The sequence below is a fragment of the Streptomyces europaeiscabiei genome (genome assembly GCF_001550375.1).
Taxonomy (GTDB): domain Bacteria; phylum Actinomycetota; class Actinomycetes; order Streptomycetales; family Streptomycetaceae; genus Streptomyces; species Streptomyces europaeiscabiei.
Genome location: NZ_LRTR01000466.1, coordinates 1 through 14,257, shown reverse-complemented (window position 1 = coordinate 14,257; position 14,257 = coordinate 1). Strand labels below are relative to the sequence as shown.

The 14,257-nt window shown below is 70.4% G+C and carries 12 protein-coding genes and 1 pseudogene; 5 read left to right on the top strand and 8 right to left on the bottom strand.

Annotation, left to right across the window (positions count from 1 at the left end; genetic code table 11):
- Window positions 1-19: 19 nt before the first annotated feature.
- On the top strand, window positions 20-463 hold the full coding sequence (locus AWZ10_RS22665; RefSeq protein ID WP_037702072.1) for a cell division protein SepF: 444 nt from the start codon (window positions 20-22) through the stop codon (window positions 461-463).
- A gap of 51 nt (window positions 464-514) precedes the next feature.
- Here AWZ10_RS22665 and AWZ10_RS22660 read toward each other — a convergent pair whose 3' ends face one another.
- The gene (locus tag AWZ10_RS22660) at window positions 515-1,684 is read right to left on the bottom strand and encodes an acyl-CoA dehydrogenase family protein (RefSeq protein WP_060891915.1); all 1,170 of its coding nucleotides are present in this window, start codon (window positions 1,682-1,684) and stop codon (window positions 515-517) included.
- 122 nt (window positions 1,685-1,806) lie between these two features.
- Complete coding sequence (locus AWZ10_RS22655) at window positions 1,807-3,417, bottom strand: MFS transporter (protein WP_046705809.1); 1,611 nt, start codon at window positions 3,415-3,417, stop codon at window positions 1,807-1,809.
- Window positions 3,418-3,742: 325 nt separating this feature from the next.
- On the opposite strand from AWZ10_RS22655, the gene AWZ10_RS22650 reads away from it, so the two are divergent.
- Together AWZ10_RS22650 and AWZ10_RS22645 are read left to right on the top strand one after the other, a co-directional pair.
- Window positions 3,743-4,936: a glycosyltransferase family protein gene (locus AWZ10_RS22650; protein WP_046705808.1), complete on the top strand. Its 1,194-nt coding sequence runs from the start codon at window positions 3,743-3,745 to the stop codon at window positions 4,934-4,936.
- 239 nt (window positions 4,937-5,175) lie between these two features.
- Window positions 5,176-6,228, top strand: coding sequence for a phosphatase PAP2 family protein (locus tag AWZ10_RS22645; RefSeq protein WP_046705807.1), 1,053 nt, complete (start codon window positions 5,176-5,178; stop codon window positions 6,226-6,228).
- A gap of 105 nt (window positions 6,229-6,333) precedes the next feature.
- Here the strand turns inward: AWZ10_RS22645 and AWZ10_RS22640 are convergent, their stop codons facing one another.
- The gene (locus AWZ10_RS22640; RefSeq protein WP_037702328.1) at window positions 6,334-6,549 is read right to left on the bottom strand and encodes an I78 family peptidase inhibitor; all 216 of its coding nucleotides are present in this window, start codon (window positions 6,547-6,549) and stop codon (window positions 6,334-6,336) included.
- 378 nt (window positions 6,550-6,927) lie between these two features.
- On the opposite strand from AWZ10_RS22640, the gene ctaD reads away from it, so the two are divergent.
- Complete coding sequence (gene ctaD, locus AWZ10_RS22635; RefSeq protein ID WP_046705806.1) at window positions 6,928-8,658, top strand: aa3-type cytochrome oxidase subunit I; 1,731 nt, start codon at window positions 6,928-6,930, stop codon at window positions 8,656-8,658.
- Here the strand turns inward: ctaD and AWZ10_RS22630 are convergent.
- From AWZ10_RS22630 to AWZ10_RS22610, 5 genes are all read right to left on the bottom strand, one after another.
- Window positions 8,567-9,577 carry a helix-turn-helix transcriptional regulator gene (locus tag AWZ10_RS22630; protein ID WP_046705805.1) on the bottom strand — a complete coding sequence of 337 codons (1,011 nt, stop codon included), beginning with the start codon at window positions 9,575-9,577 and terminating at the stop codon, window positions 8,567-8,569. The genes ctaD and AWZ10_RS22630 overlap by 92 nt on opposite strands.
- A 120-nt stretch (window positions 9,578-9,697) precedes the next feature.
- On the bottom strand, window positions 9,698-10,537 hold the full coding sequence (locus AWZ10_RS22625; protein ID WP_060891914.1) for a hypothetical protein: 840 nt from the start codon (window positions 10,535-10,537) through the stop codon (window positions 9,698-9,700).
- Entirely contained in the window at window positions 10,534-11,796 is a 1,263-nt protein-coding gene (locus AWZ10_RS22620) for a glycosyltransferase family 4 protein (protein ID WP_060891913.1), read from the bottom strand. Before AWZ10_RS22620 ends, AWZ10_RS22625 begins: the two co-directional genes overlap by 4 nt.
- 192 nt (window positions 11,797-11,988) lie before the next feature.
- Window positions 11,989-13,281: an ABC transporter substrate-binding protein gene (locus tag AWZ10_RS22615; protein WP_060891912.1), complete on the bottom strand. Its 1,293-nt coding sequence runs from the start codon at window positions 13,279-13,281 to the stop codon at window positions 11,989-11,991.
- Entirely contained in the window at window positions 13,256-13,843 is a 588-nt protein-coding gene (locus tag AWZ10_RS22610) for an MTB12 C-terminal domain-containing protein (RefSeq protein WP_240439452.1), read from the bottom strand. The genes AWZ10_RS22615 and AWZ10_RS22610 overlap by 26 nt, the downstream gene beginning before the upstream one ends.
- Window positions 13,844-13,965: 122 nt before the next feature.
- On the opposite strand from AWZ10_RS22610, the pseudogene AWZ10_RS22605 reads away from it, so the two are divergent.
- Window positions 13,966-14,257: pseudogene (locus AWZ10_RS22605) on the top strand (hypothetical protein); the annotation flags it as partial.

Genomic DNA, 14,257 nt, shown 5'->3' with positions numbered 1-14,257 from the left:
GCTGCGAGAGGAGGCGTCCATGGGATCGGTGCGCAAGGCGAGTGCCTGGCTTGGCCTCGTCGACGACAACGACGACGAGCGTTACTACGACGACGACTACGCCGATGAGCGGGAGTCCGGCTCCGGCGAGGCCTGGGTCACCGACCCTCGCGTCAAGGTCGCGGCCGAGTCCGTGCAGGACCACGGCCGCCGGATCGGCACGGTCACGCCGGACAGCTTCCGTGACGCCCGGCACATCGGCGAACTCTTCCGGGACGGCGTCCCGGTCATCATGAACCTCACGAACATGGAGCCCGGAGACGCCAAGCGTGTCGTCGACTTCGCGGCCGGCCTGATCTTCGGTCTGCGCGGCTCGATCGAGCGGGTGTCCAACCGCGTGTTCCTGCTGACCCCGGCCGACACGGAGATCGTCAGCGGCGAGGTCGTGAGCCGTCCGGTCGACGGTTTCTTCAACCAGAGCTGAGGCAGGGCCGCTCGCCGGCCGTCCTTGCGGTGCGCGGTCGTACGACGCGGCTCACCGGAAGGCGTCAAGACCGGTGAGCGCCTTGCCCAGCACCAGTTGGTGCATTTCGACGGTGCCCTCGTAGGTGAGCACGGACTCCAGGTTCGTCGCGTGCCGCATCACCGGGTACTCGAGGGAGATTCCGTTCGCGCCGAGAATCGTGCGTGCGGTACGGCAGATCTCGATCGCCTCTCGTACGTTGTTCAGCTTGCCGAAACTGATCTGCTCGGGACGGAGCCGTCCCGCGTCCATCCGCCGCCCCAGATGGTGGGCGAGCAGAATCCCTTTGTGCAACTCGACCGCCATGTCGGCGAGTTTGGCCTGGGTGAGCTGAAATCCGCCGATCGGCTTCCCGAACTGCTCCCGCGTCCTTGCGTATTCGACGGCCGCCTCGAAACACGCCCGTGCGGCACCCATCGAGCCCCACACGATTCCGTAGCGGGCATGCGAGAGACAACTCAGCGGCCCTTTCAGCCCCTTGACCTCCGAAAGTACGGCGTCTTCGGGCAACCGCATGTCGTCCAGGACGAGTTCACTGGTGACAGAGGCGCGCAGGGACCACTTGTGCTTGATCTCCGGCGCGGAGAACCCGGCGGTGTCCGTGGGCACGACGAAGCCCCGGACGCCCTCCTCGGTCTGCGCCCACACCACGGCGACCCCGGCGACGGACCCGTTCGTGATCCACATCTTCCGCCCGTTCAGGACCCAGTCACCGCCGTCCCGCTTGGCGTACGTACGCATGGACGCCGGGTCGGAGCCGTGGTCGGGCTCGGTGAGCCCGAAGCACCCGATGACCTCACCGGAGGCCATGCGCGGCAGCCACGCCTGCTTCTGCTCCTCACTCCCGAACCGGTGGATCGCGTACATGGCGAGCGAGCCCTGCACCGACACCAGCGACCGGATCCCCGAGTCCGCGGCCTCCAGCTCCAGACAGGCGAGCCCGTACTGCACGGCGCTGGCCCCCGCGCACCCATACCCCTGGAGCGACATCCCCAGTGCCCCGATCGCCCCCAGTTCCCGGGCCAACTCCCTGATCTCGGGCAGCTCCCCCTGCTCGTACCACTCGGCGACACGCGGCAACACACGATCCGCCGCCCAACTCCGCACGGTGTCCCGCACGGCGAGATCCTCGGGGTCGAGCAGATCGTCGAGACCGAGGAAATCGGTGGGGTCGAAGCTCATGCGGGGTACCTCCGGCTCATAAAACTAGCGACGCTAACCACCGTACCCACCGCGCGGGCCGTCCAAGGCTGATTGCACGGTTCCCCTGCGCCCTGTGAGGGGCCCTGGCCGCCCCACACGGCTCAGCGCATCGACTCCGCACGCACGGGCGTCGGCGCCTTGGTCCCCCGCGGCCCCGGCACCTCCGCGGACGCCCCGCACTCCATCCCCCGAGGCAGCCGCAGGGCCATCACCGCGCCCAGCACGAGGAGCGCCGCACTCACCAGCAGCGTCACATGCAGCCCGTGGACGAACGAGTCCCGGGCTGCGTGCCGCAGCGCCTCCCCCGAGGGCCCGCCCAACCGGTCGGCGACTTCGTACGCCTCGCCGAGCGAGTGCCCGGCGGCGTCGGAGGCCGAGCCGGGAACCCCCGGCACGGACGACAGCCCCGGCGCGTACGCCGCGTTCATCACGCTCCCGAGGAGCGCGATCCCGATACCGGCGCCCAGTTGGTACGACGTCTCACCGATCGCCGCCGCCCCGCCCGCCGAGGACGCCGGCGCCTCGCTCAGCATCGACTCGTACGCACCGAAGAGGGTCGTCTCCAGTCCGAAGCCCAGCAGGACGAACCCGGCGAGCAGCAGCCCCGCGTTGTCGTGGCGCCCCATGGCCGTCAGCAGGACGACCGCGAAGGCGGTGAGGCAGAAGCCGAGGCAGACCATGCGGCGTGGCCCGAAGCGGTGCAGCAGGTGGGAGCCGACGAGCCCGGCCGCCATGGCGGCGATGGTCAGCGGCAGCAGTCGCAGCCCCGTCTCCAGGGGGGACAGCCCGAGGACCAGCTGCAGATACTGCGCGGCGATCAGCTCCAGCCCCACCAGCGCGAGCATCGCGAGGACGATGCAGCCGACGGATGTGCTGAACGCGGGGCGCGCGAACATCCGCAGGTCGACCAGTGGATGCGTCCTGCGCCGCTGCCGTCGCACGAACGCGATCAGCAGCCCTGCGCCGACGACGAGCGCGAGGGCGGTGCCCGGGTCGAACGGCGGGTGTCCGCCGCCGAGCCGCTTCACGGCGAAGACGACGCCGAAGAGGCCGACGGCCGCCATCAGGGCGCCGACCACGTCCCAGGGGCCGTCGCGGTCGCCCGTCGACTCGGGCAGCAGCAGCCGTCCGATCGGCAGACCGACGAGCATCAGCGGGATGTTGACCAGGAAGACCGAGCCCCACCAGAAGTGCTCCAGCAGGAACCCGCCGAGCAGCGGTCCGACGGCCGCGCCCACCGCTGCGACCGCGCTCCAGATGCCGATGGCGAGCGCCCGCTCCCGCCGGTCGGGGAAGACCTGGCGCAGGATCGACAGCGTCGCGGGCATGATCATCGCGCCGCCGACACCGAGCAGGGCGCGGGCGGCGATCAGGATCTGCGGGTTGTCCGCGCAGGCCGCGAGGCCGGAGGCGACACCGAAGAGGGCGTATCCGAGAAGGAGGATCCGTCTGCGGCCGACCCGGTCGCCGAGGGTGCCGAAGAGGATCAGCAGCGAGGCGCAGACCAGCGGGTAGACATCGACGATCCAGAGCAGCTCCATGCCGCTCGGCTTGATGTCCTCGGTGACTGCGGGCACCGCCACGTGCAGCACGGTGGCGTCGACGGCGACGAGCAGCAGGCTGACGCACAGGACGACGAGGACGACCCAGCGGTTGGCACCGGCCCCGGCCTCCCGGCGGCGTCGCACAGCGGCCGTGGGCGTCCCGGACATGTACGTACCTCCCAGATGCTCTCGCGTTCGGCGGTACCAACGGGGTGGGGACTCCCCGGCGGCCACGGCCCGGGAGGAGCGGCGTCCCGGACCCGCGCAACGAAAGGCGAGCGAGCCGACAGCGTACGCGAGTCCCGGCCGGTGAAGAGTGGCGGGTGTCTCATGGAACCCTCATGTGACGTGTGGCATACACCACGCCCCGGGCCGTCCACCGGTCCTCCATGACTCCTTCATCACTCGTCCGTGGTCCGTCCGTCACCGTCCATCACGGACCACCACGTGACCGCGTCCCGGCCGGTTCCTGACTCCGCCGATAATCGAGCGCGTGACCGACCTTGCTACGCGCCCGGCGCCGCCTGTCCTGAGACGGGCCGCCCCCGCACTCCTCGGGTACGCCGCCGTGCGCGCCCTGGGCCTCGTCGCCCTGGCCGGGTGGAGCGCGGCGCGCGACAAGAGCGCCCTGACGCTGCTGTCGGCCCGCTGGGACTCGCTCTGGTACACCCGCGTCGCCGAACTCGGTTACGGCTACGAGGTGCGTCTGCCGAACGGCGACGTCCACTCGAACCTGGCCTTCTTCCCGCTGCTCCCCTGGCTGGAGCGGGCGGTGTCGGCGGTGACCCCGCTGCCGTACGCCCATGCCGGTCTCGTCGTCGGCACGCTCGCCTCCCTCGCCGCGGCCTGGGGGATCTTCGCGGTCGCCGACCACGTGTACGGGCGCCGGGTCGGCGTGTGCGCGGTGCTGCTGTGGGCCGTGCTGCCCGTCGGGATCGTGCAGTCGATGGCGTACACGGAGTCGCTGTTCACCGCGTTGGCCGCCTGGTCGCTGTACGCCGTCCTGACCGGCCGCTGGGTGACGGCGGGCGCCCTGGCCGCCCTGACCGGCCTGACCCGCCCGGTGGGGCTCGCGGTGGTCGCGGCGGTCTGGGCGGCGGCGATCGCGTCGTACCTGCGGGAACGGCGACACGCACCCGCTCCCCCGTCGGTACGGAACCGGAGCGCGGGGGCATCGAACAGCGCTCGCCTCTGGCCGCGCGCCCTCGGGATGCTCCTCGCACCCCTGGGTGCCGCCGGTTACGTCCTATGGGTCGGCCACCGCACGGGCAAGGGGCCGCTCGGATACCTCGACGTCCAGGCGGGCTGGCGCAACGGCTTCGACGGCGGCTACGCCTTCGCGCGTTTCGTCGCCGACAAGTTCACGTCGTTCCCGTCGGCCCTGGCGGGTGTCGGCCTGATCATCGGAGTGGCGTTGATCATCTGGCTGTACGTGGTGTGCGTACGGCAGGGGCAGCCGCTGCCGTTGCTGGTCTACGCGGGGGTCGTCACCGCGCTGGCCCTGTGCGCGTCGAGCTACTTCGGCTCGAAGCCCCGGCTGCTGATGCCCGCCTTCCCGCTGCTGCTGCCCCTCGCCCGGGCGCTCGCCGGAGCGCGTACACCCAGGTCAGCGACGATCGTCGGCGCGGTCGGGGTGGCGTCGGCGGCCTACGGGGCGTTCTGGCTGAATGGTTCGGGTCCGCCCTGACCGGCCCGCGACGGGCAGCGAGCGAACGGGTAATTCCACGCAAGCATTCGGTGAACGAATTCAAAAGGGCCGCAAAACGGCTGCTCAGCATTAGGCCATGGAATTGAAGGCCGAGTGGCGCAACGGTTCGTCATTCAGCAGAAATAAACATCAATATGAGAGCAATCCCACATCACGGCGTCATCACAAAGCCGGTGATTCACGCCGCGCCGGAGCTCACTCGCTGTAACGTCGATTGGGTGCGTACCGAACTAAAGCCGACCCGTCTGGACCGGGTCTTCTCCAGGCTGGACCGTGAGCCGGAACGACCGGCCCACATCGATGTGCCGGTCATGACCCGGCACCGGGTGGTGCTCCTCGGCTCCACCCTGGCCTTCTACGTGGCCATCGTGTGGGCCGTCGTGATCACCTCGTGGCTGGTCCGGCTCGACTGGCAGATCATGTTCTTCCGGCCGTACCAGCAGTGGCAGCAGATCCACGCCTTCCTGGACTACTACGTCGTCCTGGGCCAGCGCGGCCCCACCGCCGTGATGGTCGCCGCGTGGCTGGGCTGGCGCTCCTGGAGACAGCACACCCTGCGCCCGATGCTCGCCCTCGGTGTCTCGCTGCTGCTGCTGAACATCACGGTCGGCGCCGCCAAGATCGGCATGGGGCGGCTCGGCCCGCACTACGCCACCGAGATCGGCGCCAACGAGATGTGGCTGGGCGGCGACATATTTCCTTCGGGACACACCGCCAACGCCGTGGTGACCTGGGGCATCCTGGCCTATCTGGCGTCGACGCCGAGGGCCAGACGCTGGCTGTCCGCACTGTCCGCCGTGATCTCGCTCGGCGTCGGTCTCACCACGGTCTACCTCGGTACGCACTGGTTGAGCGACGTCCTGCTGGGCTGGGCCGCCGGTCTGCTGATCATGCTGGCCCTGCCCTGGTTCGAGCCGCTGATCGCCCGCGCCGAGGCCTGGCTCTTCTCGCTGCGGGACACCTGGCGCGACCGCCGTACGGCGCCGGTGGCGGCGCCCGCGCCGGCACCCGTGTCGGCACCGGTGTCGGCGCCCGCCGCGGTGGGCACGGCCTCGCTGCGGGGGTCCGCCGAGGAGCCCGCGACCGTCCGGGAGACCGGCATCGCGGCCCGCGCCGCACACTCCCCGATCGTGCCGCTGCATCTGTCCCCCGGACCTCATCTGACCAGGTCGGAGAGGGCCCCGGTCACCCCGACCGGCCCCCGGCGACCGCCTCACGCGGACCGGGTCGCGCACAACGCGACCTCGGCCCGGCCGGTCGCGGGCGGCTGACACGAGACAGCGGGGCCGGTACGCACCACCCATGCCCCGCACGGTGAAGGCCCGGCTCTCCGAGAGCCGGGCCTTCACCTGTCCTGGACCTGACGACGCCTGCTCTCAGCCCTTCCAGGCGCGCCTCACCCGGCCGTCCTCGACCTCCAGGTTGAGCCGGCCGAAGCGGTACTCCATGGTGATGATCGCGCCCGGCGGCAGCTTTCTGACGGTGGACCAGCCGCGTTCCGCGGCTCGACGCTCGGCGTTCGGCGCCTCCAGTCCGACGTACGCGTCGGGGTCGTCCCGGGGCTCTTCGGACGGGGTGGGGATGGGTGCCATGACCGCCACGGTAGGCGGCCGGAGGCCCGCTGTCCTCCCGCAGTCACGCTTCTGTCACAGAACCACGACACGCGTTTCGGCCCAACCCAGTCACACGTACGAGCGGTTCCTTACGCCTTCCGCGCGCTGCCGAACGTAATTCCCGGCCACTTCGGCACCATCGCGAATAGCCCGTCGGAAAGCATGTCCGGGACCAAGTGTGTCCGGTGCATGTCCAGCCTTTTCCCACTGATTCCCGGACGGCTCCCGAAGCCCCCACCTCATGGGAAATACACGGTTCCCGCACACTTTCCCCGTACGTCCCCTGTCGGGGCGACCGGGGCGCGAGCATCATGGCGTGCGGCACGGGCCCAGGACGCGGCAGCGAAGGGGCGAGCGATGGGGACCGAGACCGTACAGGCGCCGGCACGACCCGTACGGGCGAAGGCGCCGGGGCGGCTGGTGGTCGACTGGCTGACCACGACGGACCACAAGAAGATCGGCCATCTCTACCTGGTCACGTCGTTCCTGTTCTTCCTGGCGGCCGGCCTGATGGCGCTGGTGATGCGCGCCGAACTGGCCCGGCCGGGCACCCAGATCGTGGACCACGAGCAGTTCAACCAGCTGTTCACGCTGCATGGCACGATCATGCTGCTGCTGTTCGCGACGCCGACCTTCGCCGGGTTCGCCAACGAGATCATGCCGTTGCAGATCGGCGCGCCCGATGTCGCCTTCCCCCGGCTGAACATGTTGTCGTACTGGCTGTTCCTGTTCGGCGGGCTGATCGTGATGGGCTCGCTGCTGGTGCCGTCGGGGCCCGCCGACTTCGGGTGGTTCGCCTACGCGCCGCTGAACAGCCTGGAGCGGTCGCCGGGGATCGGGGCCGACATGTGGATCATGGGGCTCGCGCTCGCCGGCTTCGGAACGATCCTCGGCGCGGTGAACTTCCTGACCACGATCATCGGGATGCGCGCCCCCGGTATGACGATGTTCCGGATGCCGATCTTCACCTGGAACACGCTGTTCACGTCGATCCTGATCCTGATGGCGTTCCCGGTGCTCGCCGCGGCGCTGCTGGTCCTGGAGGCGGACCGGCGGTTCGGCTCGCAGGTGTTCGACGCGGCCAACGGTGGCGCGCTGCTGTGGCAGCACCTGTTCTGGTTCTTCGGGCACCCGGAGGTCTACATCATCGCCCTCCCCTTCTTCGGGATCATCACGGAGATCATCCCGGTCTTCAGCCGCAAGCCGGTCTTCGGCTATCTGACGCTGGTCGGGGCGACCATGGCGATCACCGGACTGTCGGTGGTGGTGTGGGCGCACCACATGTTCGCCACGGGCGCGGTGCTGCTGCCGTTCTTCTCGTTCATGAGCTTCCTGATCGCCGTGCCGACGGGGGTGAAGTTCTTCAACTGGACGGGCACGATGCTGAAGGGCTCGCTGTCGTTCGAGACGCCGATGCTGTGGGCGACCGGCTTCCTGGTGTCGTTCCTGTTCGGCGGTCTGACGGGGGTGATCCTGGCGTCGCCGCCGATGGACTTCCATGTCACCGACTCGTACTTCGTGGTGGCGCACTTCCACTACGTCGTCTTCGGCACGGTCGTCTTCGCCACCTTCGCGGGGTTCTTCTTCTGGTGGCCGAAGTTCACCGGGAGGATGCTCGACGAACGGCTCGGCAAGATCCAGTTCTGGACGCTCTTCGTCGGCTTCCACACCACGTTCCTGGTGCAGCACTGGCTGGGCGCCGAGGGCATGCCGAGGCGGTACGCGGACTATCTGGCCGCCGACGGCTTCACGGCCCTCAACACGGTCTCGACGATCGGCTCGTTCCTGCTGGGCATGTCCACGCTTCCGTTCCTCTACAACGTCTGGAGGACGTCCCGGTACGGCGTGCGGGTCGACGTCGACGACCCGTGGGGCTACGGCCGGTCGCTGGAGTGGGCGACCTCGTGTCCGCCACCGCGCCACAACTTCGTGACGCTGCCCCCGGTCCGCTCCGAGGCCCCGGCGTTCGACCTGCACCATCCGAGGTTCGCGGCGATCACACCGCCCCAGACCCGGAAGGGCCAGGACAGGACGCCGCATCCCCGCTTCGGTCAAGAGCGGCCGACAGGCGGTCCCGAAGGGTCCTGATCGCCCCGGTCAGCTCCGCCGGTTCGACGACCTCGAAGTCGACGCCGGTCATCATCACGTGAATGGCCATCACATCGAGGCTCGCGGCCCCGGTGCGCAGCAGACAGCTGTGCTCGTCGTGGGCCTCCAGGGTGCCCGCCGAGGGCGAGATCCGTTCGGCGGCCTCGTGGAGGGGCACCAGCAGCCGTACGACGGCGTGCGAGGCGTACACGCGCGTGGAGACGCCTTGGGAGACGTACGCGGCGAGATCCTCGGCCGGTGGCTCGCGGGGGACGAAGCGCGGGCCGTGCGGCGGCCTGGGCGTGACCCGGTCCACGCGGAAGGTGCGCCAGTCGGCGCGGTCGACGTCCCAGGCGACCAGGTACCAGCGGCGTTCGGTGCACACCAGGCGGTGCGGCTCGACGGTACGGCGGGTGGCGGTGCCGCCGTGGTCGCGGTAGTCGAAGCGCAGCCGCTCGGCGTCCCGGCAGGCGTTCGCGAGTTCGGTGAGCACCGCCGGGTCGACCGCGGAGAGCTGGGGGCCGCGCAGCAGCGGCACGGTGAAGGCGTTCAGGGCGCCCACCCTGCGGCGCAGTCGGTTCGGCAGTACCTGTTCGAGCTTGGCGAGGGCGCGTACGGAGGACTCGCCGATGCCGTCGATGCCCTGCCCGGCGGCCGAGCGCAGCCCGACGGCCACCGCGACCGCCTCCTCGTCGTCGAGGAGCAGCGGCGGCAGTTCGGCCCCGGCGCCGAGCTGGTAGCCGCCACCCGTGCCGGGGCTGGCATTGACGGGATAGCCCAGCTCACGCAGCCGGTCCACGTCGCGGCGGACCGTGCGCGCGGTGACGCCGAGCCGGTCGGCCAGGTCCGCGCCGGACCATTCGCGGTGGGCCTGCAGGAGCGAGAGCAGTCGTAGCAGCCGTGCCGATGTCTCCAACATGGGGGCGAGTGTGTCAGCGGTCGCGGACAGGGTGTGTCCTCGACCGCCGACGTCGGCTCGGCTCGCCGGCTCCGCTCGGCTCGGTGGCTCCGGCCAGATCGGTCAGATCGGTCAGATCGGTCAGCTCACGGCGACGACCGTGACGGACAGATCGTTGTGGGCCGTGTAGTACGGCTCACCCTCCACCGGGCCCTGCTCGGCCTCGGCACGGATCCTGGGATAGACGAAGACAGGGTGCTTGTCGACGATGTCGTCGAGCAGCCGCGCGACCCGCACCCGCGGACCGCCCTCTCCTCGGGGGCGCAGCCACAGGTCCCAGTGACCGGGCCGCAGGTCGCCGTAGGCGACGGTGAAGCGGAGGCCGCCCCGGTCGTCGTCCGGGGCGAGAGTGGCCCGTACGGCGGGTAGCACCCCGTTCTGGTCGGTGAACTCGGCGTACGCGTCGGGCGTGGGCTCGGCGCCGTACAGCTGGACGGTCACCTCCAGCCGGCCGTCGCCGAGGTGGAGTTCGCCGGCCTCGGCGTGAGGGGAGCGCTCCCAGCTGCGGATGGTGAGGTTGCCGTGCTTGGTGCCGTACGGGATGCGGACGACGATCCGGGAGGCGGAGGGGGTGGGGGCGCGGTCGACTAGGGAGCGCAGGTCGTTGACGCCGGGAGACAGGCGTCGCGGCTCGTCGTCGGCCACCTGGAGGTAGACGTCCCAGTAGCCTTCGGGGACGTCCACGCTGGTCGGCAGCGCGGCCCTCAGACGGCCTCTGCCGGCCGGGGTGAGCGGCAGTCGCACCCGCTGGTCCCCGTTACGGCGGACCAGGACCAGGTGGGCGGTGTCGGACTCGCCGCGGTCGGCGACCTCGAAGGTCAGTCCACCGGCGAAGTCGGCGACGCAGTCTGCGCGCGGGGGCGTGGCCCTGTCCTCCTGGTCGTCGCGGTGCGTGGGCTGCTGCGGAGCCAGCGTCATCATGCGGTGCGCCCCTTCTTGATGGCGGAACGTCCGGCATCCCGAACGGCGTACGCTCCGCCGAGCAGAACGCCACGGGTACGGTGCAGTGAGCCTCGTAGCCGGCCCACCGACGAGCCTCCGCCACGGGCGGCGAGGTCGCCGAAGAGCGTCTCGTAGCGCTCGGCGATGCGGGACGGGTCGAAGCGCTCGGAGTCCTGGAGCGCGGCGTGCGCCATCCGCTGCCGCTTGTCGTCGTCGTTGATGAGCTCCAGCAGACCGTCGGCGATGGCCTTGACGTTGCCCACCTTGACCAGGCGGCCGTCGACGCCGTCGTCGATGATCTCGCCGGGGCCGTGCGGGCAGTTGGTGGAGACCACCGGCAGACCGCAGCGCATGGCCTCGACGATCGTCATGCCGAACGACTCCAGGCTGGAGGTGACGGCGGCGATGGAGCCCTTGGCCCACTCGGGCTCGATCGGGGTCGCGGGGCCCATCAGATACACGTGGTTGTAGAGGCCCAACTTGTCGACGAGGCCGCGGAGTTTGTCCTTCTGCTTGCCGCCGCCGTAGATCCTCAGCCGCCAGTCGGGCCGCTCTTCGCGCACCTTGTCGAAAGCCTTGATGAGCAGGTCGTAGCGCTTCACGGGCGCGAGCCGCCCGGCGGCGACGACCCACTTGCCGGAGCCGTCGGCCGGGTCGATGCCCGGCTCGGGCACCGGGTTGGGCACCGCCTGCAGGCGGACGCCGGGCAGCCGCATCTTCGAGCCGTACGCGCGCGCGTCGGCCTCGGTGGTCGTGGTGAGCGCGTCGAGCCTCGGGTAGACGCCGCGCAGGGTCGCGCGCAGGGCCGGGGAGTGGCTGTCCAGCGTGAGGTGCTCCTGGCCGACGCGGACCGGCCCGCGGCGGGTCTGCCGGGCCATGTGCACGTTCAGTCCGGGGCGGGTCCCGACCAAAACGTCGGCGTCGACCGAGGAGAGATGCTCGGCGATACGCCGGTCGGTCATGGCGCTGTACTGGGCGTAGCGGCCCTCGGCGCGCGGGAAGACCCTGGCGGGGCGCTCCAGGTCGGCGTGGCCCTTGTCGGCGCCGCCCTCCCTGATGTCGACGAGGCCCCGCAGCCGAACCCTCGGGTCGACGTCGAAGACCGGCTCGTCACGATGGCGGAAGACGGAGACGATCTCCACGTCGTGCTGTTCGGCCAGGGTGTTCGCCAGGTTGTACGTCGTGCGGATCGTTCCCCCGATGCCGTACGCGTTGTGTATGAGGAAAGAAATGTGCATGCGTCCCCCGAGCCCCCTGATTTCCCTGGTCATCCGTTGATTTCGCCGGTCATCCGTCAATGGCGGTGCTGGTCCACCACCACACCGTTAGACCCGGCATCCCCGGGAATGGTTGGACAGCATCATCAACTTGTTTTGGAACGGATGCCCGATCGATAGCCGAAAGAGGGAACTTGTTCGCTTCGAAACGCATCAGGGCCGGTAAGGCAGTTGTGGAACGTCGAAACAGGTGTCGTTCATGTCCCCCTGGCCCACCCACCCCTCACCGTCCTGCCAGCGGGCCACCGACACACACGTCCGCCGCGTCCTCGGGGGTTCGGTGAGCCGCTCGAAGCGGACGGGCACGAGCAGTCCGTCGGCGCTGTAGGGCTCGTCGCGGTTCATGAACCGGTCGACACACGCGCGCGTGACGCCTTCCCGGCTCCCCGCGCAACGGCGCGCCGCGTCCGTGAACCACATGGCGGCCGCCCAGCCCTCCAACTGCCACTGGGAGTGCGTCTTCAGACTCTTCGTCGCGTCCCGGAACTCCCGTACGGCCTCGTCGCCGTCGTCCGCGTGGTTGCGGCTGGAGCCGGTGGCCCACAGGGCGTTGCGGCAGCGCGGGGCGTCCTTGTAGTCCTCGGCGACCGTGGAGGTCCAGTTCTGCACGTTGGTGACCTTGGCGGTGAGTTCGACGCCCGCCTCGTCCATCGCCTCGCAGAGCCGGGCGTTGCCGTGGCCGTCGATGGCGTCGAAGACCAGGTCGACGCCCTGTTCCCTGATGTCGGCGGCGACCGCGCGGAAGTTGGGCAGCGCGAAGTCGACCTGCTCGGTGACCACCTCGTACCCCTCGGCCTTCAGCCCCTGCACGACCAGGCGGGCGTACGCGGCCGACGCGGACTGGTTGTACGAGACCACGGCGGCGGTACGGGCGCCGTGCACACGCTTGAAGTAGCGGTAGACCTCGGTGCCGCCGTACTGCTTCCCGTCCCAGCCGGTCGTGCCGCTGCGGGGCGCGAGGCTGCCGTAGACGCTGTACAGGTACGGGTACGTGTCGTACGCCGGGCCGATGGGCTGGCCGCCGATGTCGGGCACGCGTGCGCGTGCGACACGGGAGGCGCCCGCGTAGTCGAGGGCGGTGGTGGCGACGAGCGCCACCACCTCGTCCTCCTCCACGAGTCGGTGCACGCACTCGTTGTTGCCGACGCCGCTGCCGCCGTCGTCGCACTCCCGCACCTCGACGCGGCGGCCGTCGATGCCGCCGCGCGCGTTGAGCGCGGCGAAGTAGGCCTTCGCCCCGTCGCGCGGCCCGGTGAACGCGGTACCGCCGACGGGGCTGGTGACGCTGGTGATGATCCCGACGCGCATCGGCTCGGCACTCGCCGGTGCCGTGGTGGCCCTCCGTCCCTCGAAGTCGCTCTCCGGAAGCCGGCTCCCGCAGGCCGTCGCCAGCAGGAGCAGCAGGCCTGCGGCAGCCGTCTCAGCAGCCCGGGCCCGGTGTCGCATTGCCGCTCAGCGCGACCAGCCCGCACAGCGTCTTGACGGAGACCTTCCAGGTGCCGTCCTGTTCGACGGCCGTGCCCGCCGCGTCCGGCAGGGCCGTGGCGCCCTCCAGGAGCAGGGTGTACGTCACGTCGGCGTCGGTGGCCGAGGTGAACGCGACCTTCTGGACCTCGGCCTCCACCTGTCCGCCGCGTTCGTCACCGCTGAACGCCGCGAGGACCGGACCCATCTCGTCACCGTTCTCCAGCACGGCCTGTTTCTCCTTGGTGGAGGTGGCCGGGTCGAAGAACGTCTTCCAGTTCTTCTTGATCTGCTTCTCGGCCGCCGCCGTGTCCGCGGGCCCGCTCACGGACACGGTCGCCTCGCCGGGCTCGCCGGTCGTCCGTTCCACCGACGGCGTGGGCGGCGCCGTGTCGCCGCCGCCACCGCTGTCGTCACTGCACGCCGCGAGGGCCGGGGCGAGGAGGAGGACGAGGGCGGCCGCCAGGGCCGTACCCCGTCCCGCCGCCCGTGGGCCGCGGCCCCGCCGTCCGTTCGCCCGCCTGAGGTCGCTCCCGAGAACCATCTGGCTCACCACCGGGTGTCGGTCCGGGCGGCTCGCGCCCGGTTCTTTCAGGGTCAGCTTGCAGAAGGCATAGTGCAAGCCATCGGCTGGGATGGACAGACACACGACGTGTGGGAGCCCCGATGCGGACAGCCCGACTGCGGACCGTGCACCCCGTCCTCTGGGCCGGCTGGGCCGCGCTCGCCGGCGGCGCGGTGCTGTGCGTCATCGGCTGGTACGGCGTCTCCGGCGAGCGCTTCGCCGAACGGCAGCTCCCCTACCTGGCCTCCTGCACGGTCCCCGGCGCCGCGCTGATCATCGCGGGCTCGGTCCTGCTCGCCCACGGCCCAAGCGCCCTGGCCGCCACGCGCGTCGAGGAGCTGTACGGCCTCCTGGTCGCCGCCGAGCCGTCCGGCGCCGACGCCGGCGCCGACG

Excerpts from the sequence above, each read along its gene's own strand:
- AWZ10_RS22665 (WP_037702072.1), top strand. The coding sequence starts at position 20 with ATGGGATCGGTGCGCAAGGCGAGTGCCTGGCTTGGCCTCGTCGACGAC.
- AWZ10_RS22625 (WP_060891914.1), bottom strand. The coding sequence starts at position 10,537 with ATGATGACGCTGGCTCCGCAGCAGCCCACGCACCGCGACGACCAGGAG.
- AWZ10_RS22630 (WP_046705805.1), bottom strand. The coding sequence starts at position 9,577 with ATGTTGGAGACATCGGCACGGCTGCTACGACTGCTCTCGCTCCTGCAG.
- AWZ10_RS22615 (WP_060891912.1), bottom strand. The coding sequence starts at position 13,281 with ATGCGACACCGGGCCCGGGCTGCTGAGACGGCTGCCGCAGGCCTGCTG.
- AWZ10_RS22640 (WP_037702328.1), bottom strand. The coding sequence starts at position 6,549 with ATGGCACCCATCCCCACCCCGTCCGAAGAGCCCCGGGACGACCCCGAC.
- AWZ10_RS22610 (WP_240439452.1), bottom strand. The coding sequence starts at position 13,843 with ATGGTTCTCGGGAGCGACCTCAGGCGGGCGAACGGACGGCGGGGCCGC.
- ctaD (WP_046705806.1), top strand. The coding sequence starts at position 6,928 with ATGGGGACCGAGACCGTACAGGCGCCGGCACGACCCGTACGGGCGAAG.
- AWZ10_RS22660 (WP_060891915.1), bottom strand. The coding sequence starts at position 1,684 with ATGAGCTTCGACCCCACCGATTTCCTCGGTCTCGACGATCTGCTCGAC.
- AWZ10_RS22620 (WP_060891913.1), bottom strand. The coding sequence starts at position 11,796 with ATGCACATTTCTTTCCTCATACACAACGCGTACGGCATCGGGGGAACG.
- AWZ10_RS22655 (WP_046705809.1), bottom strand. The coding sequence starts at position 3,417 with ATGTCCGGGACGCCCACGGCCGCTGTGCGACGCCGCCGGGAGGCCGGG.